The sequence below is a fragment of the Ancylobacter sp. G4_0304 genome, from assembly GCF_047501495.1.
Lineage (GTDB): Bacteria > Pseudomonadota > Alphaproteobacteria > Rhizobiales > Xanthobacteraceae > Ancylobacter.
This window is the reverse complement of the sequence record NZ_JAZDRM010000048.1, coordinates 1-26087: the sequence shown is the minus strand read 5'-3', so window position 1 is coordinate 26087 and position 26087 is coordinate 1. Positions and strand designations below refer to the sequence as shown.

The 26087-nt window shown below is 66.9% G+C and carries 23 protein-coding genes; 15 read left to right on the top strand and 8 right to left on the bottom strand.

Annotation, left to right across the window (positions count from 1 at the left end; genetic code table 11):
- On the top strand, window positions 1-217 hold a 217-nt coding region (locus VRZ77_RS19995; RefSeq protein WP_414594334.1), incomplete at its 5' end, for an SHOCT domain-containing protein.
- Between the two features lie 33 nt (window positions 218-250).
- Here the strand turns inward: VRZ77_RS19995 and glyA are convergent.
- Both glyA and VRZ77_RS19985 read right to left on the bottom strand, forming a co-directional pair.
- On the bottom strand, window positions 251-1513 hold the full coding sequence (gene glyA, locus VRZ77_RS19990) for a serine hydroxymethyltransferase (RefSeq protein ID WP_414594333.1): 1263 nt from the start codon (window positions 1511-1513) through the stop codon (window positions 251-253).
- A gap of 216 nt (window positions 1514-1729) precedes the next feature.
- Complete coding sequence (locus VRZ77_RS19985) at window positions 1730-1948, bottom strand: DUF2735 domain-containing protein (protein ID WP_414594332.1); 219 nt, start codon at window positions 1946-1948, stop codon at window positions 1730-1732.
- A gap of 471 nt (window positions 1949-2419) precedes the next feature.
- Here VRZ77_RS19985 and VRZ77_RS19980 point away from each other — a divergent pair, with 471 nt between their 5' ends.
- Window positions 2420-3454, top strand: a complete 1035-nt coding sequence (locus VRZ77_RS19980) for a glutamine synthetase beta-grasp domain-containing protein (protein WP_414594331.1) — start codon at window positions 2420-2422, stop codon at window positions 3452-3454.
- Between the two features lie 172 nt (window positions 3455-3626).
- Here VRZ77_RS19980 and VRZ77_RS19975 read toward each other — a convergent pair whose 3' ends face one another.
- Window positions 3627-4697: a DUF4105 domain-containing protein gene (locus VRZ77_RS19975; protein WP_414594330.1), complete on the bottom strand. Its 1071-nt coding sequence runs from the start codon at window positions 4695-4697 to the stop codon at window positions 3627-3629.
- A 134-nt stretch (window positions 4698-4831) separates the two neighbouring features.
- Here VRZ77_RS19975 and VRZ77_RS19970 point away from each other — a divergent pair, with 134 nt between their 5' ends.
- Entirely contained in the window at window positions 4832-5116 is a 285-nt protein-coding gene (locus tag VRZ77_RS19970; protein WP_414594329.1) for an HdeA/HdeB family chaperone, read from the top strand.
- A gap of 85 nt (window positions 5117-5201) precedes the next feature.
- Here the strand turns inward: VRZ77_RS19970 and VRZ77_RS19965 are convergent, their stop codons facing one another.
- Window positions 5202-5429 (bottom strand): helix-turn-helix domain-containing protein, encoded by a 228-nt coding sequence (locus VRZ77_RS19965; RefSeq protein ID WP_414594328.1) that lies wholly within the window; start codon window positions 5427-5429, stop codon window positions 5202-5204.
- Window positions 5430-5517: 88 nt separating this feature from the next.
- On the opposite strand from VRZ77_RS19965, the gene VRZ77_RS19960 reads away from it, so the two are divergent.
- From VRZ77_RS19960 to mnhG, 6 genes are read left to right on the top strand one after another with little or no spacing between them, the layout of a single operon-like run.
- The gene (locus VRZ77_RS19960) at window positions 5518-8424 is read left to right on the top strand and encodes a monovalent cation/H+ antiporter subunit A (protein WP_414594327.1); all 2907 of its coding nucleotides are present in this window, start codon (window positions 5518-5520) and stop codon (window positions 8422-8424) included.
- On the top strand, window positions 8424-8762 hold the full coding sequence (locus VRZ77_RS19955; RefSeq protein WP_414594326.1) for a Na+/H+ antiporter subunit C: 339 nt from the start codon (window positions 8424-8426) through the stop codon (window positions 8760-8762). Before VRZ77_RS19960 ends, VRZ77_RS19955 begins: the two co-directional genes overlap by 1 nt.
- 3 nt (window positions 8763-8765) lie before the next feature.
- Window positions 8766-10400: a monovalent cation/H+ antiporter subunit D gene (locus tag VRZ77_RS19950; protein WP_414594325.1), complete on the top strand. Its 1635-nt coding sequence runs from the start codon at window positions 8766-8768 to the stop codon at window positions 10398-10400.
- A gap of 10 nt (window positions 10401-10410) precedes the next feature.
- Window positions 10411-10911: a Na+/H+ antiporter subunit E gene (locus VRZ77_RS19945; RefSeq protein ID WP_414594324.1), complete on the top strand. Its 501-nt coding sequence runs from the start codon at window positions 10411-10413 to the stop codon at window positions 10909-10911.
- A complete protein-coding gene (locus VRZ77_RS19940) occupies window positions 10908-11189 on the top strand; it encodes a K+/H+ antiporter subunit F (protein ID WP_414594323.1) in 282 nt (93 codons plus the stop codon). Before VRZ77_RS19945 ends, VRZ77_RS19940 begins: the two co-directional genes overlap by 4 nt.
- On the top strand, window positions 11186-11566 hold the full coding sequence (mnhG, locus tag VRZ77_RS19935) for a monovalent cation/H(+) antiporter subunit G (RefSeq protein ID WP_414594322.1): 381 nt from the start codon (window positions 11186-11188) through the stop codon (window positions 11564-11566). The genes VRZ77_RS19940 and mnhG overlap by 4 nt, the downstream gene beginning before the upstream one ends.
- A gap of 10 nt (window positions 11567-11576) precedes the next feature.
- Here the strand turns inward: mnhG and VRZ77_RS19930 are convergent, their stop codons facing one another.
- Window positions 11577-13469, bottom strand: coding sequence for a sigma-54-dependent Fis family transcriptional regulator (locus tag VRZ77_RS19930; RefSeq protein WP_414594321.1), 1893 nt, complete (start codon window positions 13467-13469; stop codon window positions 11577-11579).
- A gap of 237 nt (window positions 13470-13706) precedes the next feature.
- Between VRZ77_RS19930 and adh the strand changes: the two genes are divergently transcribed.
- From adh to VRZ77_RS19915, 3 genes are all read left to right on the top strand, one after another.
- The gene (gene adh / locus VRZ77_RS19925; RefSeq protein WP_414594320.1) at window positions 13707-15224 is read left to right on the top strand and encodes an aldehyde dehydrogenase; all 1518 of its coding nucleotides are present in this window, start codon (window positions 13707-13709) and stop codon (window positions 15222-15224) included.
- A 131-nt stretch (window positions 15225-15355) separates the two neighbouring features.
- A complete protein-coding gene (adhP, locus tag VRZ77_RS19920) occupies window positions 15356-16384 on the top strand; it encodes an alcohol dehydrogenase AdhP (protein ID WP_414594319.1) in 1029 nt (342 codons plus the stop codon).
- A 128-nt stretch (window positions 16385-16512) separates the two neighbouring features.
- Complete coding sequence (locus VRZ77_RS19915; protein ID WP_414594318.1) at window positions 16513-16953, top strand: DUF779 domain-containing protein; 441 nt, start codon at window positions 16513-16515, stop codon at window positions 16951-16953.
- Window positions 16954-17260: 307 nt separating this feature from the next.
- On the opposite strand, the gene VRZ77_RS19910 is transcribed toward VRZ77_RS19915, so the two are convergent.
- The 3 genes from VRZ77_RS19910 to VRZ77_RS19900 all read right to left on the bottom strand — a co-directional run bounded on the left by VRZ77_RS19910 (window position 17261) and on the right by VRZ77_RS19900 (window position 22149).
- Window positions 17261-17602 carry a hypothetical protein gene (locus tag VRZ77_RS19910; protein WP_414594317.1) on the bottom strand — a complete coding sequence of 114 codons (342 nt, stop codon included), beginning with the start codon at window positions 17600-17602 and terminating at the stop codon, window positions 17261-17263.
- A 238-nt stretch (window positions 17603-17840) separates the two neighbouring features.
- On the bottom strand, window positions 17841-18773 hold the full coding sequence (locus VRZ77_RS19905; RefSeq protein WP_414594316.1) for a response regulator: 933 nt from the start codon (window positions 18771-18773) through the stop codon (window positions 17841-17843).
- Complete coding sequence (locus VRZ77_RS19900) at window positions 18763-22149, bottom strand: ATP-binding protein (protein ID WP_414594335.1); 3387 nt, start codon at window positions 22147-22149, stop codon at window positions 18763-18765. The genes VRZ77_RS19905 and VRZ77_RS19900 overlap by 11 nt, the downstream gene beginning before the upstream one ends.
- A gap of 463 nt (window positions 22150-22612) precedes the next feature.
- On the opposite strand from VRZ77_RS19900, the gene urtA reads away from it, so the two are divergent.
- From urtA to urtC, 3 genes are all read left to right on the top strand, one after another.
- The gene (urtA, locus tag VRZ77_RS19895; protein ID WP_414594315.1) at window positions 22613-23893 is read left to right on the top strand and encodes an urea ABC transporter substrate-binding protein; all 1281 of its coding nucleotides are present in this window, start codon (window positions 22613-22615) and stop codon (window positions 23891-23893) included.
- 112 nt (window positions 23894-24005) lie between these two features.
- Entirely contained in the window at window positions 24006-24932 is a 927-nt protein-coding gene (urtB, locus tag VRZ77_RS19890; RefSeq protein ID WP_414594314.1) for an urea ABC transporter permease subunit UrtB, read from the top strand.
- A gap of 10 nt (window positions 24933-24942) precedes the next feature.
- A partial coding sequence (gene urtC, locus VRZ77_RS19885) for an urea ABC transporter permease subunit UrtC (protein WP_414594313.1) occupies window positions 24943-26087 on the top strand: 1145 nt, incomplete at its 3' end.

Genomic DNA, 26087 nt, shown 5'->3' with positions numbered 1-26087 from the left:
ACCCGCGCAGGAACGCTCGCCTGTCTATGAACCCGCGCCCACCTACCAACCCGAGCCCGCGCCCACCCGCGAGCCCGCGCCGTCCGCCGCGCCGGGAAGCCGCAGCGCCGACGACATCTTCGCCACGCTGGAGCGTCTCGCCGATCTCAGGGCGAAAGGCATCCTGTCGGACGAGGAATTCGCCGCCAAGAAGACCGAGCTTCTGGCCCGGCTCTGACGCCTGAAGGACGCCGACCCCTGATGCCCCCGCTCACCCGTAGATCGGGAAGCGGGCGCACAGGGCGCGGACCTCCTCGCGCAGGCGCGCCAGCAGTGCCGCGTCGGACGGCGCCTTGAGCACCTGCGCGATCCAGCCGCCCACCGTCTCGAACTCGGCCGCGCCGAAGCCGCGCGCGGTGCCGGCATTGGCGGAGAGCCTCAGGCCGGAAGGCGCCTCGGGCGGGCGGATATCGAACGGAATCTGGTTCTTGTTCACCGCCATCCCCGCCTTCTCCAGAGCCTTGGCCGCGATGTCGCCGGTGACGCCCAGCGGGTTGAGGTCGGCGAGCATCAGCCCGCAATCGGTACCGCCGGCCACCAGCCGTACCCCGGCCGCGACCAGCGTTCCGGCCATGGCGCGGGCATTTTCCAGCACGGCGGCGTTGTACGCGGCGAATTCCGGCCGCAGCGCCTCACCGAAACAGGCCGCCTTGGCGGCGACGATGTGCATCATCACCGAGCCCTGAACGCCGGGAAAGATGCCGTAATTGATGCGGTCGCTCAGGCTCTCGTCGTTCCACAGCACGAAGCCGCCACGCGCGCCGCGCAGCGACTTATAGGTGGTGGAGGTCACGACATGGGCATGGGGGAACGGGTGCGGATAAAGCCCGGTCGCCACCAGACCGGCGAAATGCGCCATGTCCACCATCAGCAGCGCCCCCACCTCGTCGGCGATGGCGCGCAGCCCGGCGAAGTCGAGCGCACGCGCATAGGCCGAGCCGCCGGCGACGATCATGCGGGGCCGGTTCGCCACCGCGAGCGCGCGCACCTCGTCGAGTTCGACCCGCTCGCTCTCGCGGCTCACGCCGTAGCGCACGATGCGGTAGTCGCGCCCGGTCAGCGTCGCGGGGTGGCCGTGGCTGATATGCCCGCCCGCCGCCGTGTCCATGGAGAGTATCGTGTCGCCGATCTCCAGCAGGCCGAGGAACACGCCGGCATTGGCGTTGGAGCCGGAATGGGGCTGCACATTGGCGAAGCGGCAGCCAAAGAGTTCGCAGGCCCGCTTCACCGCCAGCGCCTCGATGGCGTCCGCGAATTCCGCGCCGCCGTAATAGCGCGCGTAAGGCTGGCCCTCGACGGTCTTGTTGGTGAGCACCGAGCCCTGCGCCTCCAGCACGAGGCGGGACACCAGGTTTTCCGAGGCGATCAACTCGATCCCGTCCTGCTGGCGGGCGAGTTCGCCGCGGATCGAGGTGGCGAGTTCCGGGTCGGCATCCAGACCAAGAGAGAAATATCCGTCGTGAAGCGTCGACATGAGGGCCTGTTCCGATTCGGCGGGATGCGGGCGGGAGGAACCGCACTCTAGCATCGGGCCGAACCGCGACGTCAGCCCGCCGAAAGCAGCAGGCGCGCGGACAGGACGCTCGAAAACGAGGCGCACAAAAACAAAGAGGGACGGTGGATGATCCCCGTCCCTCTTCAGCCGTCAAGCTCTGTGGCTGTTACTCGGTCTTTCGACATTGTCCGCTGTTCAGCTCTTGCGAAGCGGCTTGTCGTCGGCGATCGCCTCGTCGTGATACCAGCTATCGCCGACCACCGAGCGCATCGCCTTCACTGCCGCCACTTCGCGGGCAAAACGGGCCTCGGGACGCTGGCCGGCCACGCTGGCCGCGCCGGCGCGCCCGCCGACCGGGAACTGGTAGATCTTGGCGCCTTCGCCATGGGTCGCCCCATGAATTGCTTCGTTCATTTTTCTCTCCTTTAACGCAGCGCAAAAATGCGTCAGGTTCAGGATCATATAGCACAGTTTGCCACGATAAATAGCACCAAACGGCAAAAAAACACCCTGAATGCCTGCTATGTCATCAGATAATGCCTAAAAGTTAGGCGCACAAAAATCTCGCGGTTCGGTTCGACATTCAAATCAGTCCGCCTGATTTTTAGACACGACGCCCGGTCCTTGGGCAGAGTGGACATTTCTGCGACAGGCCACGCGCCGACCTCGACCGGCTCGGGCACGGCCAGCCCGATAAAAAGTGCCGCAGGCGCTATTCCGCGCAGGCTAACGGTTGAAACGTCGCCGGGTTCCCCGCTTCGGCCGTTCGCGCACCGCTGCGCGGGCAAGCTGGCACGGGATGTGCTTAAGGACTTGTCAGGCATTCGGCGGGGCACCCTCGACGTGCCCCTAGAGCCCGCGTCTTCAGCTTACGAGAGACCCGACATGACCAAATACAAGCTCGAGTACATCTGGCTCGACGGTTACAAGCCGACCCCGAACCTGCGTGGCAAGACGCAGATCAAGGAATTCGACCACTTTCCCTCGCTCGATGAACTGCCGCTGTGGGGCTTCGACGGCTCGTCCACGCAGCAGGCCGAAGGTCACAGCTCGGACTGCGTGCTGAAGCCGGTCGCGCTTTACCCCGATCCGGCCCGCAAGCACGGCGTGCTGGTGATGTGCGAAGTGATGATGCCCGATGGCGTCACCCCGCACTCGACCAACGCCCGCGCCACCATCCTCGACGACGAAGGCGCCTGGTTCGGTTTCGAGCAGGAATACTTCTTCTACAAGGACGGCCGTCCGCTCGGCTTCCCCGAGCATGGCTATCCCGCGCCGCAGGGCCCCTACTACACCGGCGTCGGCTTCAAGAATGTCGGCGACGTGGCCCGCCAGATCGTGGAAGAGCACCTTGAGCTCTGCCTCGAAGCCGGCATCAACCATGAAGGCATCAACGCGGAAGTCGCGAAGGGCCAGTGGGAATTCCAGATTTTCGGCAAGGGCTCCAAGAAGGCCGCTGACGAAGTGTGGATGGCCCGCTACCTGCTGCTCCGTCTCACCGAGAAGTACGGCGTGGACATCGAGTTCCACTGCAAGCCGCTCGGCGACACCGACTGGAACGGCTCGGGCATGCATGCCAACTTCTCGACCGAGTATCTGCGCACGGTCGGCGGCAAGGACTATTTCGAGGCCCTGATGGCGGCCTTCGACAAGAACCTGATGGACCACATCGCCGTCTACGGCCCGGACAACGACAAGCGTCTGACCGGCAAGCACGAAACCGCGCCGTGGAACAAGTTCTCCTACGGCATCGCCGACCGCGGCGCGTCGATCCGCGTCCCGCACTCGTTCATCAAGAACGACTACAAGGGCTATCTTGAGGATCGCCGCCCGAACTCCCAGGGCGACCCCTACGCCATCGCTTCCCAGATCCTGAAGACCATCTCGGAAGTCCCGACCAAGGCCGTCGCCGCGGCGTGAGCCGTGTGACGTGACGCCCGGCCCCGCGCCGGATCGACAGAGCCCCGCCGTAGCCTCACAGCTGCGGCGGGGTTTTCGTTTGCCACGGAGCTGCCGCCCGTTTCCGTCCCGCCGCCAAGCTGCCCCCCGGATAGCCGGACTGCCAGACAGGGTGCTCCCCCGCGCGCAATTCTCAGCGAGCCGGCGCCCGGATACGCGCGGAAAAATCCCTCGCCCCGTCCGCCTGCCCGTCCAGGGCGCCACCCTCGGCCGCATCGGTAGCCCGCGCCCGCTCGCCGATGAGTGCCCGCGCCTTCACCTCATCCAGCGTGCCGCCGCCGGCGATCAGCCCACGCTCGAACAGATAATCCGGCAGGTAGCCCGACAGCAGGATGCGCCAGTCCAGCGGAAGGCCGGGATCGATCGCGCGCACCAGCTTGAAGATCACCGTCGTGCAGTTGGTGGTCACGGTCTGGTACCAGCGCGGCTCCACCGCCAGCTCGTTGCCGAGGTCGAGATAAGACAGGAACAGCGCCTCCCGCACCCGTGGCGGCAGGTCGAGCGGATAAAGCGACACCTCCTCGCGCCGCATAGTGGTGCGCAGCCGGATGATGTCGCGCTCGTCGGCGGCGATCAGCACCAGTTCGAACTGTTTGAAGAACCCGCCGATTTCCGAAAATTCCTCGCCGGCCTCGCGGCGGATTTCCGCCGAGAACACCAGATGCCCGCCGTCGCGAAAGCCGAAGCTGACCAGCGTGTGGGCTATCGCGGGGTTGCCCCAGGTCGAGGAGAACAGGTCCACCGAGGCGAGGTCGTCGAGCGCGTAGCGCCGCGTTTCCCAGCGCGGCGCGCCCTCATCCTCGGTGCGCCAGTCGAAATCGCGGACATTGTGGACGGTCACCTCGCGCCCGGCGATGTCCGCCGTCACCCCGCGCGCCACGTCGGGCGCCCAGTCGCGCTCGTTGGAGGGCCGGATGCTCGCCCACCACAGGCCCACCAGAACCACGCCCAGCGCCAGCACCCCCAGCGCGCGCAGCCGCCGGCCGCTCAGCGCGAACACGAGCACGGCGCTCGCGGCCAGCCCCGCCAGTCCCCAGCCAAGTACGCGGCCGGCTCCCTCCGCTTGGTAGAATACCGCCAGCGCCGTCCAGGCCGCGACTGCCAGCGCCGCGAAGCAGAGCATGAGCGTGCCGAGCCGGCGCGGCCATTTCCGCCGGGCGTGCCGCTCGGGCACACCAGCCGTTTCCTCGCCCGCCGATGTCATGCTGGTCTTCCTTCCGCCCGCTCCGGCGACGCTTCCCGACGCGACATCCGCTTATCCCGCACGCACAAGCTGTGCTATCCCCTTACCCAAGGCGCGGGCAATGAAGTACGCGCCGCTATCCGGGATGAACCCCCATGAAGCGCCTGGTTTTTGCCGCCGCGTGCCTGCTGCTGCCGCTTCCAGCCGTTGCCACCCAGATCGACCTGTCGACCGAGACCTGCGAGCAGTTCCTCGCCAGCGACAAGACCGAGATGATGCTGACCCTGGCGTGGCTCGACGCCTACTACAAGGACGTGGACGCGCCGCCCGTCATCGACACCGACGCGTTCGTCGAGAATGCCGGCAAGCTCGGCGAGTATTGCGCCAAGAACCCGACCATCGGGCTCATTACCGCGACCGACAAACTGTTCGGGGAATAGCGCCCCCGGCTCTGCGGAGACGCCGGAACGGCCGGCTCCGCAGAGCCCTCCGCTCACGCGCCTTTCCTTTGAGCGCGCGCACGTCTCAGCGGATCCGCACGCCCGGCCCGTGCTCGCCGGGCTGCAGCAGCATGATTCCCGCCTCCTCCAGCGTGCGCACCAGCAGCGATTCCGTGGCGCGGTGAAGCACATGGCGGTGGCACTCGAAATCGCGGACGGTGCTGCGGGACACCCCGGCGCGGGACGCCAGCATTTCCTGGGTCCAGTCCAGAAGGCCGCGTGCAGCGCGGCATTGTTCGGGCGATAAATCCATCGCTTGTGCCTTGCTTCGACCTAGGCAAATCAACCATAATGGTCGAAATCATGCAATATCAGCCCGCGCGAAGGAGACATTGACGCGCATGTCGGACGGCTTTCTCCTCCTGGTGGTGCTGACCCTGCCGTTTGCGGGCAGCCTGCTGGCGGTTTTCTTGCCGACCAATGCGCGCAATGCTGCCGGCATCCTGGCCGGCGGCATCTCGGTGATCTGCTCCGCCATCCTCGTCTGGCTGTACTTCACCGCGCCCGCCGGCATTCCGGTCTGGCTGCGGCTCGACTGGCTGCCGATGCTCGGGCTCGACTTCACGCTGCGGCTCGACGGGCTGGCCTGGCTGTTCGCCATCCTGATCTACGGCATCGGCACGCTGGTCGTGCTCTATGCGCGCTATTACATGTCCTCCGAGGACCCGGTTCCGCGCTTCTTCTCGTTCCTGCTGGCCTTCACCGGCTCCATGGCCGGCGTCGTGCTGTCGGGCAACCTGATCCAGCTGGTGTTCTTCTGGGAACTCACAAGCCTGTTCTCGTTCCTGCTGATCGGCTACTGGCACCACAACAACACCGCCCGCGACGGCGCCCGCATGGCGCTCACCGTCACCGCGACCGGCGGCCTGTGCCTGTTCGTCGGCGCGCTGCTGATCGGGCGCATCGTCGGCAGCTACGATCTCGACGAGATTCTGAATTCGGGCGATCTGATCCGCGGCAGCAGCCTCTATGCGCCGGCGCTGGTGCTGATCCTGCTCGGCACCTTCACCAAGAGCGCGCAGTTCCCGTTCCATTTCTGGCTGCCCCACGCCATGGCGGCGCCGACCCCGGTCTCGGCCTATCTGCACTCCGCGACCATGGTGAAGGCCGGCATTTTCCTGATGATCCGGCTATGGCCGGTGATGTCGGGCACCGACCTCTGGTTCTATCTCATCGTGCCGACCGGTCTGCTCACCTTGCTGGTCGGGGCCTATTCGGCGATCTTCCAGCAGGACCTCAAGGGCCTGCTCGCCTATTCCACCATCAGCCATCTCGGGCTGATCACGCTGATGATCGGGCTCGGCAGCCCGCTGGCGGTGATCGCGGCGATCTTCCACACCCTGAACCACGCCATCTTCAAGGCGTCGCTGTTCATGGCCGCCGGCATCATCGACCATGAGACCGGCACCCGCGATATCCGCAAGCTCAGCGGCCTGTACCGCGCCTTGCCCTATACAGGGACGCTGGCCATGGTGGCGGCGGCCTCCATGGCGGGCGTCCCCCTGCTCAACGGCTTCCTGTCCAAGGAAATGTTCTTCGCCGAGGCGGTGGCCGACCACACCGGCTCGCTGCTTGACGACAGCCTGCCCTACTGGGCGACGCTGGCCGGCGTGTTCTCGGTCACCTATTCGCTGCGCTTCATCCTCAACGTGTTCTTCGGCCCCCCGGCGAAGGACCTGCCGCGCGAGCCGCACGAGCCGGCGCACTGGATGCGCTTTCCCATCGAGTTGCTGGTGTTGATCTGCCTGCTGATCGGCATCGTGCCCGGCTTCACCGTCGGCTCGCTGCTGCGCACCGCCGCCCAGTCGGTGGTCGGGCCGGAGCTGCCGGCGTTCAGCCTTTCGATCTGGCACGGCTTCAACCTGCCGCTGGTGATGAGCATCATCGCGCTGTGCGGCGGCGTGGTGCTGTACATGCTGCTGCGCCGCTATCTGGCGAGCGGGGTCGAAGGCCCGCCGCTGGTGCGCGAGCTGAAAGGCCAGCGCATCTTCGAGAAGCTGCTCGCCACCATTTCCTGGCAATGGGCGCGCGCGCTGGAGCATACGCTCGGCACGCGGCGGCTGCAGCCGCAGATGCGTCTGGTCGTGGTGCTCGCGGTGCTGGCCGGCCTGTCGCCGTTCTATGTCCGCGGCATGGTCGGCATCGGCGACCTGCCCGGCACGCCGCTGCCGCCGGGCTTCGCGCTGCTCTGGGCGATCGGCATCGCCTGCGGCGTCGGCGCGGCCTATCAGGCGAAATATCACCGCCTCGCCGCGCTGGTGCTGCTCGGCGGCGCCGGACTGGTGTCCTGCATCACCTTCGTCTGGCTCTCGGCGCCGGATCTGGCGGTGACGCAGCTTCTGGTGGAGATCGTCACCACGGTGCTGCTGCTGCTCGGCCTGCGCTGGCTGCCGCAGCGCATCGAGGACGTGTACCCGACCCGCCCGCCACCGAGCGTGCTGTTCCGCCGCTATGCCGATCTTTCCATCGCGGTCGCGGTCGGCGCCTCGCTGTCCTTCCTCGCCTACGCCATGATGACGCGCCCGCTGCCGACCAGCGTCTCGCGCTTCTTCGTCGAGCGCGCCTATACCGAGGGCGGCGGCACCAACATCGTCAACGTCATCCTGGTCGATTTCCGCGGCTTCGACACCATGGGTGAGATCGTGGTGCTGTGCCTGGTGGCGCTCACCGTCTTCGCCCTGCTGCGCCGGTTCCGTCCGGCGGAGGAGAGCATCGAGACCCCGGCGCAGCAGCGCTATCAGGACGCGTTCGACGACGCCGAGCCGGACCGCGCGCCCGGCGAGACCATCCGCGACTACCTGCTGATCCCGCGCGTGATCATGATCTGGTTGTTCCCGGTGATCGGCACCTTCGCGGTCTACCTGTTCATGCGCGGGCATGATCTGCCGGGCGGCGGGTTCGCGGCCGGCATCACGCTCTCCATCGCCTTCGTGGTGCAGTACATGGCGAGCGGCACCCGCTGGGTGGAGGATCATCTGCGCGTGCTGCCGCTGCGCTGGATGGGGCTCGGCCTGCTCACCTCGGCCTTCACCGGCATGGGCTCGTGGTGGTTCGGCTACCCGTTCCTCACCTCGCATTTCCAGTATCTGGACCTGCCGGTGATCGGCAAGGTGCCGGCGGCGAGCGCGCTGCTGTTCGATCTCGGCGTGTTCGCGCTGGTGGTCGGCGCCACGGTGCTGATCCTGATCGCGCTGGCCCACCAGTCGCTGCGCTCCACCCGCAGCACGCGCGCGGCGGAGGGCGAGTGATGGAAATGGTGCTCGCCATCGGCATCGGGATTTTCGCCGGTTCGGGCGTGTGGCTGCTGCTGCGCCCGCGCACCTATCAGGTGATCATCGGCCTCGCGCTGCTGTCCTACGCCGTCAACCTGTTCATCTTCGCCATGGGCCGGCTGCGGGTGGATTCCCCGCCGATCCTCAAGCCCGGCTCGGTCGGCGACGCGGCGGTGCTGGCCGATCCGGTGCCGCAGGCGCTGGTGCTGACCGCGATCGTGATCGGCTTCGCCATGACCGCGCTGTTCCTGGTGCTGCTGCTCGCCGCGCGCGGGCGTACCGGCACCGATCACGTCGACGGCAGGGAGAGTTGAGCCATGCGCAGCACCCTCGCCGATCATCTGGTCATCCTGCCCATCCTGCTGCCGCTGGCGGTCGGGGCGCTGATGCTGCTGTTCGACGAGCGCCGCCGCGTGCTCAAGGCGACGCTGAGTCTGGGCACCCTCGTCGCGCTGCTGGCGATCGCGGCCGCGCTCACCGTGTTCGCCACGGCGGAATCCGCGGACGGCACCTCCTCGATCATCGTCTATCCGCTGGGAAGCTGGCCCCCGCCCTTCGGCATCGTGCTGGTGTCGGACCGGCTCTCCGCGATGATGCTGGTGCTGACTGCGGTGCTCGGCTGCTCGACCATGACCTACGCGCTGGCGCGCTGGCACAAGGCGGGGCCGCGCTTCCACACGCTGTTCCTGCTGCTGATCGCCGGCCTCAACGGCGCCTTCCTCACCGGCGACCTGTTCAACCTGTTCGTGTTCTTCGAGGTGCTGCTCGCCGCCTCCTACGGGCTGGTGCTGCACGGCTCCGGCACGGCGCGGGTCAAGGCCGGGCTGCACTACATCCCGATCAACCTTGTCGCCTCCTCGCTGTTCCTGGTCGGCGTGAGCCTGATCTACGGCGTCACCGGCACGCTGAACATGGCCGACCTCGCCCGGCTGATCCCCGCGCTGAGCGACCAGAGCCGCACGCTGGTGGAGGCCGGCGCGGCGGTGCTCGGCGTCGCCTTCCTGGTGAAGGCGGGCATGTGGCCGCTCAGCTTCTGGCTGCCGACCACCTATGCCGCCGCCTGCGCGCCGGTGGCGGCGATGTTCGCCATCATGACCAAGGTCGGTGTCTATGTGATCCTTCGCCTCGCGCTGCTGGTGTTCGGCGAGGACGCGGGCGCTTCGGCCGATTTCGGCATCTCCTGGCTGTATTACGGCGGCATGGCGACGCTGGCCTTCGGCGGCATCGGCGTGCTCGCCTCGCAATCCATGCCGCGCCTCGCCGGCTACAGCGTGCTCGCCTCCTCGGGCACGCTGCTGGCGGCGATCGGCACCTCCAACAGCGCGGTGATTTCCGGCGCACTGTATTATCTGGCAAGCTCCACCTTCGCGCTCTCCGCCTTCTTCCTGCTGATCGAGCTGATCGAGCGCGGGCGCGATGCCGGCGCCGACGTGCTGGCGGTGACCATGGAAGTGTTCGGCGATGCCGAGGACGACACGGAGGAAGAGGAGGAGGAGATCGGCATCGCGATTCCGGCCACCACGGCGATACTCGGCGGCGCCTTCGTCGCCTGCACCGTGCTGCTCGCCGGCCTGCCGCCGCTCTCCGGCTTCATCGCCAAATTCGCCATGCTCTCGGCGCTGATCAACGAGGCCGGCGCCATCCCGTTCGATCACTGGGCGTTCATCGTGCTGCTGATGGGCAGCGGCCTCGCCTCGCTGATCGCCATGACCCGCACCGGCATCCGCTCGCTCTGGGTGCCGGCGGAAGGCACGCTGCCGCCGGTGCGCGCGGTGGAACTCATCCCGGTCGGCGTGCTGCTGTTCCTGTGCGTGGCGATGACGGCGGTCGGCGGCCCGGCCATGCGCTACATGGAAGCCACCGCACAGGTGCTGCACTGGCCGAGCGAATATGCCAGCGACGTGCTCGGCACCGCGCCCACGCGCTCCACGCGCCCGGCGACGACACCGTGAGGCCCGCGCCATGAGCCGCATGCTGAGCCGCATCCTCCCGCACCCCAAGCTGTTTCTGGCGCTGCTGGCCATGTGGCTGCTGATGAACCAGAGCATCTCGCCGGGGCAGATCCTGTTCGGCGCGCTGGTCGCGTTCGGCGGCGCCTGGTCGATGGTGGCGCTCGATCCCGAGCCGGTGCGCCTGCGCCGCCCCCGCGCCATGGTCACGCTCGCCTGGCGGGTGTTCCTCGACGTGTTCAGCTCCAACCTCGCGGTCGCCCGCATCATCCTGCGCGGGCGCGAGGGCGACCGGAACGCCGGCTTCATGACCGTGCAGCTCGACATGACCAGCCCCTATGGCCTCGCCGTGCTGTCGATCATCCTGACCTGCACGCCGGGCACGCTCTGGGTGAACTACACCTCCTCCACCGGCGCGCTGCTCATCCATGTGCTCGATCTGGTCGACGAGGAGGAATGGAAGCGCCTGATCAAGGAACGCTATGAACGGCTGCTGATGGAGATTTTCCAATGAGCGTGCTGATCCTGGGCTGGTCGCTCACTCTGGCGCAGGTGCTGCTCGGCATCGCCATGGGCTGCGCGGTGCTGCGTCTGCTGCGCGGCCCGCGCGCGCAGGACCGCATCCTCGGTCTCGACACGCTCTATGTGAACTCGATGCTGCTGCTGCTCACCATCGGCATGCGCAGCGGGGCGACGCTCTATTTCGAGGCGGCGCTGGTCATCGGCCTGCTCGGCTTCGTCGGCACGGTGGCGCTCTCCAAGTTCCTGATGCGCGGCGAGGTGATCGAATGAGCCAGGCGCCCGACCTGCCGCTCTGGGCGGCGCTGCTGGTCTCGGTCCTCGTCGTTGCCGGCGCTGGCGTCGCGCTGCTGGGTTCGATCGGGCTGGTGAAGCTGCGCAGCTTCTATTCCCGCGTCCACGCCCCGAGCCTCGGCGCCACGCTGGGCGCGGGCTGCATCCTCATCGCCTCGATGATCTGCTTCAGCGTGCTGCGCAGCCGGCCGCTGGTGCACGAATTGCTCATCTCGCTGTTCGTCACCATCACCACACCGGTGACGCTGATGCTGCTGGCCCGCGCGGCGCTGTACCGCGACCACGCCGAAGGCCGCACCAACGTGCCGCCGCTGCCCAAGAGCCGGCCCGAAGGCCCCCGGCCCGGCGAAGGCTGATAGCCGGCCCTCACCCCTCGTTCAGCAGCCGGCGATAGAGCGTCGAGCGGTTCACCCCGAGACGCCGCGCCGCCTTCGAGACATTGCCGCCGCAGGCATCGAGCGCCTGCCGCATCGCCTCGCGGGTGATGTCGCCGAGCCGGCGGTCCTCGGGCTCCCCCTCCCCGTCCGCCGCGCGCTCGATCCGCGCCGCAAGTGGAGCGAGCGTTCCACCCGTGGCGATATCGGGGGGCAGCATGTCCTCGCCCACCGGCTCATGGGGCTGCGCCATCGCGGCGAGCACCCGCAGCGTGCCGACCAGCTGGCGGAAATTGCCGGGCCAGCCATAGGCGGCGAGGCGCTGCTCGCAGCCCGGCGCCAGCGACAGGCGCCGGTCGCCCGCAATGCGCCGCCACAATTCGCGCACCGTCGCCGTGCGGTCCGGCAGTTCCCGCACCGCGGGGAGCTGGATCGTGTAATGCGCGATGCGGAAATACAGGTCGGAGCGGAACGTCCCGGCCTCGACCAGCGCGGCAAGGTCGCGATGGGTGGCGCAGATCAACGCGAAATCCACCTTCACCGGCCGCCCGCCGCCGAGCGGCGAGACCTCGCGCTCCTGCAGCACGCGCAGCAGCCGGGTCTGGAGGAACAGCGGCATGTCGCCGATCTCGTCGAGGAACAGCACCCCGCCATCCGCCTGCCGCAGCAGCCCCTTGCGGCCGTGGCGCCGCGCGCCGGTGAAGGCGCCGTCCTCATAGCCGAACAGCTCCGCCTCGATCAGCGTCTCGGGGATCGCCGCGCAGTTCACCGCGACGAACGGCCCGTCGGCGCGGGTGCTGCGGCGGTGGATTTCATGGGCGACCATCTCCTTGCCGGTGCCGGTCTCGCCGCGCACCAGCACGGGCACGTTGGCCTCCACCATGCGCAGCGCGCGCTGCACCGCCTGCCGGTCGCTCTCGCGCAGCAGCAGCGGCGCCTCGTCGGCCCCGATCTGCGCTGGCGCGCGCGCCACCGGGCGGGAGGCCGGCTCGCCGTCGACCCGGCAGAACAGCGCGCGGCCGGTGGCGTCGGTCAGCGGCTGCTCGCCGGTGCCGCCCGGCAGCCGCGTGAACAATTCGTCCGCCCGGCGCAGGCCGAGCGCCGACCAGTCCATGCCCAGCAGCGAGAGGCCGTGGCGATTGGCGGCGACCAGCCGATCGTCCTCGAACACCATGATGCCCTCGCGCGCCGTACCGAGCATGGCGCGCTCGCTCTGGAAGCGCAGCACGCGGCGCCCGGCGAAATCCTCGTCGAAGAAGCGGTGCTCGATCTGCTCCACCGCCAGCCGCACCAGCCCCAGCGCGTGGCGATGGTCCACCGCCGCCGGACCGGAAAGGTCCAGCGCGCCGATGGTGCGCCCGTAAGGGTCAACGATCGGCGCGGCGGAACAGCTCAGAATGGCGTGCGGGTCGTAATAATGCTCGCCGCCATGCACCGCGATCGGCCGGCCCTCGACCAGCGCGGTGCCCACCGCATTGGTGCCGGTCGAGGTCTCGCCCCAGCCGACGCCCGGCCGCAGCGCCACCTGCGCCGCGCGCGCGGCGAAGTCGGCATGGCCGAGCGCGTCAAGTATCAGCCCATCGGCATCGGTGAGGATGACCACGCAGCCGGTCTGCATGGCGTCGGCATAGAGCCCTTCCAGCTCCGGGCGGCACAGCCGGCGCAGCCTGTCCTGGCGCTCGGAGGCCTCGCGGAACTCATGGGCGGTCAGGGGTTCGAGGCGGGGCAGCACCGAATTGTCGAGCCCGCGCGCCGCGCAGCGCTGCCAGGAGCGCAGGATCGGCGCCGATACCAGCGCGGACATGCGCGGCCCTTCCGGCCGCCCATGCTCGAAGAACTGGCGTCGCGCGGCCAGCACCGTGCGCGAAGAGTCCTCGTGACGCATGCGATCCTCCCGAGTGTTGCAATTTGCCACACATGTCGCAGGTCTTGTTGTTATCTCCGACAGTTGTTGCAAAGTTTTGGAACGCCGTCCATTCCCATGATGTGGAGTGATCCCAGAATGGAATGGGACCTCCAGCATTCCCAATATCTTCCCGCCCTGCAGTAACGATTTTGTGCAGCGCCGCACAGCTCTGGCACAGGCGGTGCAATCTCATGGGCTCCACCCTGGGAGGAACCAATGAACAAGCCTGAACTCGCCATCACCAAGCAGTCCCCCTTCAAGGCCCGCTACGGCAACTTCATCGGCGGCAAGTTCGTCGAGCCGGTGAACGGGCGCTATTTCGACAACACCTCGCCGGTCACCGGCGGCAAGATCTGTGAAATCGCCCGCTCCGATTCGGCGGATATCGAGAAGGCGCTCGACGCCGCTCACGCCGCCAAGGATGCCTGGGGCAAGACCTCCGCCGCCGAGCGCGCGCTGATCCTCAATAAGATCGCCGATGTGATGGAGGCCAATCTCGACCTGCTGGCGCTGGCCGAGACCTGGGACAACGGCAAGCCGATCCGCGAGACCACCGCCGCCGACATGCCGCTCGCCATCGACCATTTCCGCTATTTCGCCGGCGCCGTCCGCGCGCAGGAAGGCGGCATCAGCGAGATCGACCACGACACCATCGCCTATCACTTCCATGAGCCGCTCGGCGTGGTCGGGCAGATCATCCCGTGGAACTTCCCGATTCTCATGGCGGTGTGGAAGCTCGCCCCCGCGCTCGCGGCCGGCAACTGCGTGGTGCTGAAGCCGGCGGAGCAGACCCCGGCGAGCATCCTCGTGCTGGCCGAGCTGATCGCCGACCTGCTGCCCCCCGGCGTGCTCAACATCGTCAACGGTTTCGGCCTTGAGGCCGGCAAGCCGCTGGCGAGCTCCAACCGCATCGCCAAGATCGCCTTCACCGGCGAGACCACCACGGGCCGGTTGATCATGCAGTACGCCAGCCAGAACCTGATCCCCGTCACGCTGGAGCTGGGCGGCAAGTCGCCGAACATCTTCTTCAGCGACGTGGTGGCCGAGGATGACGATTTCTTCGACAAGGCGATCGAGGGCTTCGTCATGTTCGCGCTGAACCAGGGCGAGGTCTGCACCTGCCCCTCGCGCGCGCTGATCCAGGAAGACATCTATGACCGCTTCATGGAGCGGGCGCTGAAGCGCGTGGAGGCCATCGTGCAGGGTTCCCCGCTCGATCCCGCCACCATGATCGGCGCGCAGGCCTCCTCCGAGCAGCTGGAGAAGATTCTCTCCTACATCGACATCGGCAAGCAGGAGGGCGCGCAGGTGCTCACCGGCGGCGGGCGCAACGAGTTCGGCGGCGATCTGGCCGGCGGCTATTACGTCAAGCCGACCGTGTTCAAGGGCACCAACAAGATGCGGATCTTCCAGGAGGAGATCTTCGGGCCGGTGGTGTCGGTGACCACGTTCAAGGACGAGGACGAGGCGCTCTCCATCGCCAATGACACGCTGTACGGGCTGGGCGCCGGCGTGTGGACGCGAAACGGCAACCGCGCCTATCGCTTCGGCCGCGCCATCCAGGCCGGCCGGGTGTGGACCAACTGCTACCACGCCTATCCCGCCCACGCGGCCTTCGGCGGCTACAAGCAGTCCGGCATCGGGCGCGAGAACCACAAGATGATGCTCGACCACTACCAGCAGACCAAGAACATGCTGGTCAGCTACTCGCCGAAGAAGCTCGGCTTCTTCTGATCGCGGCGGCGTGGGCAAAACTGCCTACGCAGTCCCATCGATGTCCGGCGGGAGGGGCCATGCCATTCTCCCGCCGGTTCATTTTCCCGGCCGACGCAGTCCGGCGCCGGCCCCAGACAAGGCGAGGCTCTATGACCAAGACCATGAAAGCTGCGGTTGTTCGCGCCTTCGGCCAGCCCCTCGTCATCGAGGAAGTGCCGATCCCCGAGCCCGGTCCGGGCCAGATCCAGGTCCGCATCCAGGCCTCCGGCGTCTGCCACACCGACCTCCACGCCGCCGAAGGCGACTGGCCGGTAAAGCCCAACCCGCCTTTCATCCCCGGCCATGAAGGCGTTGGCTACGTCTCGGGCGTCGGCGCCGGGGTCAAGCACGTCAAGGAAGGTGATCGCGTCGGCGTGCCGTGGCTCTACAGCGCCTGCGGCCACTGCGCCCACTGCCTCGGCGGCTGGGAGACGCTCTGCGAGGAGCAGAAGAACACCGGCTATTCGGTGAATGGCGGCTTCGCCGACTATGTGGTCGCCGACCCCGCCTATGTCGGCCACCTGCCGGCCAATATCGGCTTCGTCGAGATCGCCCCGGTGCTGTGCGCCGGCGTCACGGTCTATAAGGGCCTGAAGATGACCGACACCAAGCCGGGCGACTGGGTGGTGATTTCCGGCGTCGGCGGGCTCGGCCACATGGCGGTGCAATACGCCAAGGCGATGGGCCTGAACGTCGCGGCGGTCGACGTCGCCGAGGACAAGCTCGACCTCGCCCGCCGGCTCGGCGCCAGCGTCACGGTGAACGTGCTGGAGCAGGACCCGGTGGCGGTGCTCAAGAAGGAGATCGGCGGCGCCCATGGCGTGCTGGTCACGGCGGTCTCGCCCAAGGCGTTCAGCCAGGCGATCGGCATGATGCGCCGCGGCGGCACGCTGGTGGCGAACGGCCTGCCGCCCGGCTCGTTCGACCTGCCGATCTTCGACATGGTGCTGAACGGCACCACCGTGCGTGGCTCCATCGTCGGCACCCGGCTCGATCTTCAGGAATCGCTGGACTTCGCCGCCGACGGCAAGGTGAAGGCGACCGTGGAGCGCGCCAGGCTCGACGACATCAACGACGTGTTCGACCGCATGCGCAAGGGCAAGATCGACGGCCGCATCGTGCTCGACATCGCCGCCTGAGCGCGGCGCACCGGCAACCATCGGCACGGCCGGCCTTGCCCCCAAGGCCGGCCGTCGCCATTTTGAAGGCAGCGTCGCCGCGCAAGGCCGGTCAACGGGCTATGGCGACCTTGAACGGGAGGACGCCAATGACCGACGCCGTAACCGCCGACACACTGACCACCGACACCGCAGCCACCGACACTCCGGTTGCCCGCGTGCTGGCGACGCCGGCCGCGCTCGACCTGATCGCGGAACTCCGGGCCGAATACGGGCCGATCCTGTTCCACCAGTCCGGCGGCTGCTGCGACGGCTCCTCCCCCATGTGCTACCCGACCGGCGACTTCATCGTCGGCGACCGCGACGTGCGCATGGGCGAGATTGGCGGCGTGCCGTTCTTCATGAGCCCGTCGCAGTTCGACTACTGGAAGCACACCCAGCTCATCATCGACGTGGTGCCCGGGCGCGGCGGCATGTTCAGCCTGGAGAACGGGCGCGACAAGCGCTTCCTCACCCGCTCCCGCCTGTTCGCCGACGAGGAGCTCGATCGCCTCGCCCCGATTTCCGAAGGGCTGGCCGAGCCGGCCTGAGGCGCCTCGGTCAACGGATGCCAAAGGCTCGTGAGTTTGGCTCATAAGAGTCTGGCCAAGCCCGCGGCGCCTGTCCAAGCTCACGCGGCGCTTGAGCTAAGCCCCGCCCGGCTCCCGTCAGGCACCCGAGGCCGTTGGTGGGGACGCATCGGATCGATGAGAACATCCCCTCCGGCTGACGCCGGCGCATCGTCGCGCGACGTCGATCCCGGTTCCCGGCGCCGTCCGTCATCCCCTTGAAACGATCAACGCCCGCGCGGCATCCCGTGCGGGCGTTGATCGTTTCAAGCCGTGGCCGATCCTAAGATCAGGGGCAGAGCAGAATGTCCTGCTCGCGCAACATCTTGTAATCGTCGGTCAGCTTCTGGACATAGCGCACGTCGCCGGCGCTGTTCAGGCAGTAGTCCACCAGCCGGCCGTCGCTCCATGAGATGCGGACGGCGCGGGGATTGTAGCAGAGGTTCTGAAGCTGGATGCGGCCGTTCGCCGTCGAGATCGTGGTGGTGTTGATCTCGACGACGCAGGTCCGGTCGACGGCCTGCTGCAGCGCCTGGCCGGCCGCGCTCTGCTGCGCGTAGGCGGCACCGAAGGGCAGGCTGGCTGCCACCATCAGTGCCGCGCAACTCACGGCTCCGATCTTGCGTGTCATGGCTCCCTCCAGAGCGGGACGAACGATCTGGCAACCAAAGCTACATATTCCAATGGAAATTGCAATAATTTCGTACCTTTCCGCCTGCACTTTAATCAAAATTTCAAATAAGCACCCTGACACCGGCGCGATGGCAGAAACCTCAGCGCGGGGCGGACGCGCGCAAACCTCGCGAACCCCGGCCTTTTGGGCCGGCGCTCACGCGGTGTCGGTCAAGGATAAGTGCTGGAACGGGTGGCTATTTCGGCGCCAGCGCGGTCACGGCGAGCGCGGCGGCGGCGGCGCGGTTCTCCACCCCGATCTTGGAGTAGATCTGCTCCAGATGCTTGTTCACCGTGCGCGGCGACAGGCCGAGAATTTCGCCGATGTCACGATTGGCCTTGCCGCGCGCCAGCCACATCAGCACCTCGGCCTCACGGGCCGTCAGGTTCAGCTTGGTGCGGAGCACCTGCTCGGGCGGCACGCCGCCATCCTCGACGATGCGCAGCAGCAATTCGTCCGGGCCAATCTGGCCGACATAGGACAGGCGCAGCCGGCGCGGCGAACCCTCGACCGACAGCTCGATCACGCCCGGCTCGACCCCGCTCGGGTCGCCGCGCTGCCCGTCGAGCCAGCGGCGCACCGTCTCGGGCAGCACAAGCGAATCGCCCGGCGCGGTGCCGGACACCGCGCCGAGCAGCGCGGTCGCCTGCGGGGTCGCCCACAGCACCCGGCCCCCGCGCGTCGCCGAGAGCAGGAAGCGGCCGGAGGCGTCGAGCGCCGCGCGCGCGCTGTGCGCCTGCCGCGCATTGGCGAGGTGGACGCGAATGCGCGCGATCAGTTCGTCCGGCGAGATCGGCTTGGTGACGTAATCGACGCCGCCGGCCTCCAGCCCCTTCACGATCTGCTCGGTTTCCGAGAGGCCGGTCATGAAGATCACCGGCACATGGGCGATCGCCTTGTTGCGCTTGAGCTGGCGGCAGGTCTCGAAGCCGTCCATGCCCGGCATCAGCGCGTCCATCAGGATGACATCGGGCGTGATGCGCTCGGCCAGCGCCAGCGCGTTCGCGCCCTCGGTCGCGACCAGCACGGTCGCGCCGGCGGCTTCCAGCGCGTCGGTCAGCAGGCTCAGCGTCTCGGGGGAATCGTCCACCACGAGCACGATGTCGCGGCGCTCCACGCTATGCATCATTGCCGCGCAACGCCTCCAGAACCGCCATGTATCGCTTGAAGTCGAAGGTTTCCATCAGCTCTCGCATGTGGGAGACGAAGGCTTCATTGTTGCCGGGCGCCTTCTCGATCTCGTTCAGCTTGGCCTGGATGCCGCGCACATAGCCGATCTCGCCGAGCTTCAGCAGTTCCTCCAGATGCCCGGGCGCCGGCGCGCTCAGCCGCTCCTCGCGCGGCGCGGCCAGCGCCGCAGGGTCGGCGTCGCCGATCCATTCCAGATCGAGCAGCTGCTGCATCTTCTCCAGCAGCCCGCGCAGATGCACCGGCTTGACCATGTGGTCGTCATGGCTGGGCATATCGACGCCGGGGCCGAGGATCTCGCCGGCATTGGCGGAAATCATGATGATGCGCAGCCGGCCGAAGCCCTCGTCGCGCAGCTGGCGCACCACTTCCCAGCCATTGAGGCCGGGCATGGAAATGTCCAGCAGCAGGAGGTCGGGGTCCCATTCGCGCACCATGTCCAGCGCGGCGACGCCATCGGCGGCCGAGAGCACGGTGAAGCCGAGCGGCACCAGCAATTCGTGCATCAACTCGCGATGCGCCACGTCGTCGTCGGCGACCAGCACCGTGCGCCGCTGCCCGGCATAGCCGGCGATCCGCCGGTGCTGGATCGGCCCGGCGCGCGTCGGCGAGGTGACCTCCGCCAGCATGAGCTTGACGCGGAACGTGCTGCCCGCCCCCGGCGTGGAACGCAGCGAGATTTCCCCGCCCATGATCTCGGTCAGCAGCTTGGTGATGGTCAGGCCGAGGCCGATGCCGGCGGTGGAATAGGTGCCCGCGCGCTCGCCGCGCTCGAACGGCTCGAAGATGCGCTGGTGGTCGACGGGCGGAATGCCGATGCCGGTATCCTCGACCTCGAACTCGGCAACCTGGCTCTTGTAGGAAACGCGCAGCGCCACCCGGCCGTTCTGGGTGAACTTGATGGCGTTGGAGAGCAGGTTGATCAGGATCTGCCGCAGCCGCTTCTCGTCGGTATAGACCACCGCCGGCAGCCGCTCGGGGCGGACATAGACGAAATCGATGCCTTTGGCGGTGGCCTGGAGCCGGAACATGTCGACGAGCTGGTCGAGGAATTCGCCGATGCGCACCTCGTCGCGGGTGAGGTGCAGCCGCCCGGCCTCGATCTTGGAGATGTCCAGCAGCCCGTCGATCAGCCCGGAAAGGTGCTCGGCCGAGCGGCGCACCACGCGGATGGCGTCGCGCCGGTGCGGGGGAATCGAGGTGTCGCGCTCCAGAAGCTGGGCGTAGCCGAGAATGGCGTTGAGCGGCGTGCGCAGTTCATGGCTCACGCCGACCACATAGCGGCTCTTGGCGAGGTTGGCGGCCTCGGCCACCTCCTTGGCCTTCTGGAGCTTGGCGTCGGTGCGCTTGTGCGCCTCGATCTCGCGCATCAGCAGCGCGGTCTGGCGGTTGCTTTCCTCCTGCGCGACGCGCCGGCTCTCCTGCGCCAGCACGAACAGCCACGCCGCCACGCCCGCGATGATCAGCAGGATGAAGAACAGCGTGAACAGCATGTGCCCGATCGCGTCGCGCTCGGGCACCGGCGCGAAGGCGGACTGGAAATAGATGACGCCGAGAATCCCTCCGATCACCGAGGCCAGCAGCGACAGCACGCCGATATAATGGCCGATGCGCGTATTGATCCGCGCCACGATCCAGTTCGGCAGCGTCGCCTGCAGCGCCGCCAGTATCTGCTCGGGGAAGCGGGCGTCCTCCTTGCAGCGGTCATGGCAGCGCGCGTCGAGCGAGCAGCACAGCGAGCAGATCGGGCCGGCATAGACCGGGCAATGCGCCATGTCCTCCGGCTCGAACTTGTGCTCGCAGATGCAGCACTTGAGCGAGAGCCGGCCTTCCCAGTTCTTGGTGGTGCGGCGGGCGATGTAGTAGCGGCCCTGCGTCGCGAAGGCGATGGCGGCGGCGGCGACGAACGACACCACCAGCGCGACGAAGGGCGCGAAGGCCTGCAGAACCACGCCGAACAGCCCGGCGAAGGCGAGCACGGCGACGAAGGTGCCGGCGATCACCGCGCCGACGCCGACAGGATTGATGTCGTAGAGATGGGCGCGCTTGAACTCGATGCCCGGCGGGCTCCAGCCCATCGGCTTGTTGACCACGAGATCGGCGACCAGCGCCGCGACCCAGGCGACCGCCACGATGGCGTAAAGCCCGAGGATCTGCTCCAGCGCCTTGTAGATGCCGAGCGCCATCAGCATCAGCGCGATCGACACGTTGAACACCAGCCACACCACCCGGCCGGGGTGGCTGTGAGTCAGCCGCGAGAAGAAGTTCGACCAGGCGATCGACCCGGCATAGGAGTTGGTCACGTTGATCTTGAGCTGCGCCAGGATCACGAACACCCCGGTGAAGGCGAGCGCGACCGGGGGCGAGAACACGGTCTCGAACGCCACCAGATACATCTGGGTCGGCTCGGCGGCATGGATGAACGGCACGCCATGGGTCAGCGCGAAATAGGCGAGGAACGAGCCGGCCAGCATCTTCAGCCCGCCGGGAATGATCCATCCCGGCCCGGCGGAGAGCAGCGCCACCCACCACACCGCGTTGCGCGCGGCCTCGGTGCGGCCTGGCGCGCGGCGCGGCAGGAAGCGCAGGAAGTCCACCTGCTCGCCGATCTGCGCCACCAGCGCGAAGATCACCGTGGCGGCGGCGCCGAACTGGACGAGGTCGAAAGCCCCGTCCGGCGCGCCGAGCCGGCCGGAATAGCTGGTCCACCCCCCGAGGGAATCGCCGTGGTTCACGAAGATGAAGACGAAGGGAATGAGGTTCAGCACCACCCAGAGCGGCTGCGTCCAGAGCTGGAACCGGCTGATGAAGGTGATGCCGTGCGTCACCAGCGGAATCACCACCAGCGCGCTGACGAAATAGCCCACCATCAGCGGCACGCCGAAGCACATCTCCAGCGCCAGCGCCATGATTGCCGCCTCGATGGCGAAGAACAGGAAGGTGAAGGAGGCGTAGATCAGCGAGGTGACGGTCGAGCCGATATAGCCGAAGCCCGCGCCGCGGGTCAGCAGGTCGATGTCGACGCCGAACTTGGCGGCGTAGAAGCTGATCGGCAGGCCGGTGGCGAAGATGATGACGCAGACCGCGATGATCGCCGCCACCGCGTTCTCGAAGCCATAGGCGAGCGTGATCGCGCCGCCGATCGCCTCCAGCGCCAGGAAGGAAACCGCGCCCAGCGCGGTGTTGGCCACGCGCAGCGCCGACCAGCGCCGCGCGCTCTTCGCGGTGAAGCGGAGCGCATAGTCCTCCAGCGTCTCGTTGACGACCCACTGGTTATAGCGGCGCCGAACGCGAACGATCCTCTGCTCCGCCGCCATAGGGTTCTGCCTCGCCGCTTTGACGCCCGACATTCTCCTCCGCTTGCTCCCAGGCCTTTTGTTGCACCGCCTCGCAAACCGTCGTTCCGGTTCACGGCACCGCCCGAGAGCATAGACAGCCCCCGAGATTATCAAACACGAAAATCCGACCCACGACAGAAAACGAATTAGGTGAATCGACGCATCGAGGCAGAAAAAAGCTACTGACCCTGAAATCCGCTCCCGAAGCTTCGTTTACCCTGAAGTATTTCGAAATTACCGCTCGCGCGCGCGCATGAAAATGCACGCAACGTCCGCGAGCGCACCCGTCGTCCATCGTTGCCATCATTGTCATGCGCAATCCGCCGATCCCCTATACGTCAATCGACGTATTGCTGCACCGCCGCATCGCCCTCCACGATCATCCCAACACAAGCATGGTGAAAAGCTTGTCGAGGCACGTCTAACCCGTGGAGGGGAATGTATGTCTTCTAACGACGATAATTCGATGAAGTTTTCGAGCACCCGCCGAAAGCTTCTTATGGGCATCGCGGCGATGCCTGCTATCCCGATGCTTGCGTCCTCCGGCCTGTTTTCTACCCCCGCCCTCGCTCAGGCGCCGGCGACCTCCGCGGTCAACACCACGGGTCTTGCCGTGACCGACACGGAAGTCACCGTCGGCATCCTGCACTCCGTCACCGGCACGATGGCGATCTCCGAGACCGGCTCGGTGCAGGCCGAGAAGCTGGCGATCGAGCAGATCAACGCCATGGGCGGCGTGCTCGGCCGCAAGATCAAGTACATCCAGGAAGACGGCGCCTCCGACTGGCCGACCTTCGCCGAGAAGGCCAAGAAGCTGCTGGTCAACGACAAGGTCGCCGCCGTGATGGGCTGCTGGACCTCGGCCTCGCGCAAGGCGGTGCTGCCGGTGTTCGAGCAGTATAACGGCATGCTCTACTACCCGACCTTCTATGAAGGACTGGAGCAGTCCAAGAACGTCATCTACACCGGCCAGGAAGCCACGCAGCAGATCCTCGCCGGCCTCGACTGGGTCAACAAGGAGAAGGGCGGCAAGAGCTTCTATCTCATCGGCTCGGACTACATCTGGCCGCGCACCTCGATGAAGATCGCGCGCAAGCACATCGAGGCGAAGCTCGGCGGCAAGGTCTCGGGCGAGGAATACTTCCCGCTCGGCCACACCCAGTTCAACTCGGTGATCAACAAGATCAAGCTGACCAAGCCCGACGTGATCTACGCCGCGGTCGTCGGCGGCTCGAACGTCGCCTTCTACAAGCAGCTCAAGGCCGCCGGCATCGACCTCAGCAAGCAGACCCTGCTGACCATCTCGGTCACCGAGGACGAGATCGACGGCATCGGCGGCGAGAACTTCGTCAACGCCTATAGCTGCATGAAGTACTTCCAGTCGCTCGACAACCCCAACAACAAGGACTTCGTCGCCGCCTTCAAGAAGATGTGGGGCGAGAAGACCGTGATCGGTGACGTGACGCAGGCCGCCTATCTCGGCCCGTGGCTGTGGAAAATGACGGTCGAGAAGGCCGGCTCCTTCGACATTGACAAGATCGCCGAGGCCTCGGCCGGCATCGAATTCTCCAAGGCGCCGGAAGGCTACGTGAAGATCCACCCGAACCATCACCTCTGGTCGAAGACCCGCGTGGGTCAGGCGCAGGCCGATGGCCAGTTCAAGGTCGTGTTCGAGACCCCCGAACTGATCGAGCCCGATCCGTTCCCGAAGGGCTACCAGTGATCGCCTCAAGGTTCCAAACCGGAGAGGGTGCTCGCGCCCTCTCCGGCCTGTTTCCGTTGGACCGCAAGACCGCTTGAGACCGCGCCACCACGCGCACGCCGGGGGATAAGTGATGTTCTCTGAATATTCGCTGAGCGAACTCAGCTCGATCTTTCTGATGCAGGGCTTCGCCGGCCTGATCCTGTTCTCGGTGTTCGTGCTGATGGCGCTGGGCCTCGCGATCATCTTCGGGCAGATGGGCGTCATCAACATGGCCCATGGCGAGTTCATGATCCTCGGCGCCTATGTCACCTATTTCACCTCGCAGTTCTTCCTGAACTACATCCCGGACCTCTTCAGCATCTACTTCTTCATCGCGATGATCCTCGCCTTCATCGCCGCCGGCGCGCTCGGCATGGCGGTGGAATGGCTGATGATCCGGCGGCTCTACAAGCGCCCGCTCGACACGCTGCTCGCCACCTGGGGCCTCAGCCTCATCCTCCAGCAGCTCTACCGCTCCGTCTTCGGCCCGCGCGAGGTCGGCGTCGAGCTGCCGAACTGGATGATGGGCTCGCTGCCGGTCACCGATGTCGTGGAAGTCCAGATCAACGGCCTGTTCGTCATGGGCCTCACCATCGCGATCACCGTTGCCGTGGCGCTGCTCATGTACAAGTCGAGCTGGGGCAAGCAGGTGCGCGCCGTGGTGCAGAACCGCGTCATGGCCGGCGCCGTCGGCATCAACACCGAGAAGGTCGACCGCTACACCTTCGGCCTCGGCTGCGGCATCGCCGGCGTCGCCGGCTCGGCCTTCACCATGATCGGCTCCACCGGGCCGACCTCGGGCCAGCTCTACATCGTCGACACCTTCCTCGTCGTCGTCTTCGGCGGCGCGCAGAGCCTGCTCGGCACCATCGCCTCCGCCTTCACCATCTCGCAGGCCCAGTCGACCATGGAGTTCTTCCTCTCCGGTTCGATGGCCAAGGTCCTCACGCTGCTTGGCGTGGTCATCATCCTGATGCTGCGGCCGCAGGGCCTGTTCGTCATCAAGGTCCGTCGCTGAGGAACCGCACATGACCCAATCCGGACGCACCTTCTTCCTTCGCCCACGGGACGCCATCGGCATCGTCATCCTCGCCGTGCTCCTGCTGGTGATCCTGCCGCTGGCGCTGGATAATTTCCGCCTCCAGTTCGTCGGCAAGTACCTGACCTACGCCTTCGTCGCGCTCGGCCTCGTGCTGTGCTGGGGCTATGCCGGCATTCTCTCGCTCGGCCAGGGCGTGTTCTTTGGCCTCGGCGGTTACTGCATGGCGATGTATCTCAAGCTGGAAGCCTCCAGCGTCGAGAACACCAAGATCCAGTCGACGCCCGGCATCCCGGACTTCATGGACTGGAACCAGATCACCTCGCTGCCCTGGTTCTGGGAGCCGTTCCGCTCCTTCGGCTTCACCACCGTCGCGGTGGTGGTGGTGCCGGCGCTCTTCGCCTTCATCGTCGGCTTCGCCATGTTCAAGCGCCGGGTGGGCGGCGTGTACTTCGCCATCATCACCCAGGCGCTGGCGGCGATCCTCACCATCCTGATCATCGGCCAGCAGGGCTATACCGGCGGCATCAACGGCATCACCGACCTGCGCACGCTGCACGGCTGGGACATCCGCACCGACAGCGCCAAGACCGTCCTCTATTTCGTCTGCGTCGGCCTGCTGCTCGCCTGCATCCTGATCGCCTATTTCGTGAAGTCCTCCAAGCTCGGCCGCATCCTCGTAGCCATGCGCGACAAGGAGGACCGGGTGCGGTTCTCGGGCTATGACGTCGCCTCGTTCAAGGTGTTCGTGTTCTGCCTCGCCGCCTCGCTTTCGGCCATTGGCGGGGCGATGTTCACCCTTCAGGTCGGCTTCATGTCGCCGTCCTTCGTCGGCATCGTGCCCTCGATCGAGATGGTGATCTACACCGCGGTCGGCGGCCGGCTCTCCATCCTCGGCGCCATCTACGGCACGCTGCTGGTGAACTGGGCCAAGACCTCGTTCTCCGAGAGCTTCCCCGAGCTCTGGCTGTTCGGCCTCGGCGGCCTGTTCATCGCCGTGGTGCTGCTGTTCCCGAACGGCATTGCCGGCCTCTGGCAGACCTATGTCGCCCCCCATCTCGGCCCGCTGTTCTCCGACAAGCCGAAGGCGGCCGAGCCCACCGCCGCCACCCCGCCGGCGAGCCCCTCCGGGCC